Source organism: Aquisalimonas lutea (assembly GCF_030409225.1).
Classification (GTDB): Bacteria; Pseudomonadota; Gammaproteobacteria; order Nitrococcales; family Aquisalimonadaceae; genus Aquisalimonas; species Aquisalimonas lutea.
Genome location: NZ_JAUFPK010000014.1, coordinates 1 through 1065, shown reverse-complemented (window position 1 = coordinate 1065; position 1065 = coordinate 1). Strand labels below are relative to the sequence as shown.

General features: G+C 63.3%; 1 protein-coding gene. It reads right to left on the bottom strand.

Translation table 11 applies throughout. The features are described from left to right. A partial coding sequence (tuf, locus tag QWY84_RS20020; protein WP_290204826.1) for an elongation factor Tu occupies positions 1–1065 on the bottom strand: 1065 nt, incomplete at both ends.

Below are 1065 nucleotides of genomic sequence, written 5' to 3'. Positions count from 1 at the left end.
AGCGCAGCCCCTCTTCCATGGCAATCGGCGCGATCAGCGACACCGACAGCTTGACGTTGTCACCCGGCATCACCATCTCCGTGTCCGCCGGCAGCTCCACCGAGCCCGTGACATCCGTCGTGCGGAAGTAAAACTGCGGCCGATACCCCTGGAAAAACGGCGTGTGCCGACCACCCTCGTCCTTGGACAGAATGTAGACCTCGCACTCGAACTTCGTGTGCGGCGTGATCGAGCCCGGCTTGCACAGCACCTGGCCGCGCTCGACATCATCTCGCTTGATCCCGCGCAGCAGCGCACCAATGTTGTCACCCGCCTCGCCCTGGTCCAGCAGCTTGCGGAACATCTCCACACCGGTGACCGTCGTCTTCTGCGTCTCGCGAAGACCCACAATCTCCACGTTGTCACCCGTGTTGATCACGCCACGCTCAACACGCCCCGTGACCACCGTGCCCCGGCCCGAGATCGAGAACACGTCCTCGATCGGCATCAGGAACGGCTGGTCCACCGGGCGCTCCGGCGTCGGAATGAACTCGTCCATCGCCTCGACCAGCTTGACGATCGACGGCATGCCAATCTCCGAGTCATCCCCCTCCAGCGCCTTCAGCGCCGAGCCCGTGATGATCGGCGTGTCATCACCCGGGAAATCGTACTCGTTGAGCAGCTCCCGGACCTCCATCTCCACCAGCTCCAGGAGCTCCGGGTCGTCCACCATGTCCGCCTTGTTCAAATACACCACAATGTGCGGAACACCCACCTGGCGCGACAGCAGAATGTGCTCGCGCGTCTGCGGCATCGGACCGTCCGCCGCCGAGACCACAAGAATCGCTCCGTCCATCTGCGCCGCACCCGTGATCATGTTCTTGACATAGTCCGCATGACCCGGGCAGTCCACGTGCGCATAGTGACGCTGCGTCGACTCGTACTCCACGTGCGCGGTGGCAATCGTGATCCCGCGCGCCTTCTCCTCCGGCGCATTGTCAATCTGATCGAACGCCCGCACATCACCGCCGTACTCCGACGCCATCACCTTCGTCATGGCCGCCGTCAGCGTCGTCTTGCCATGGT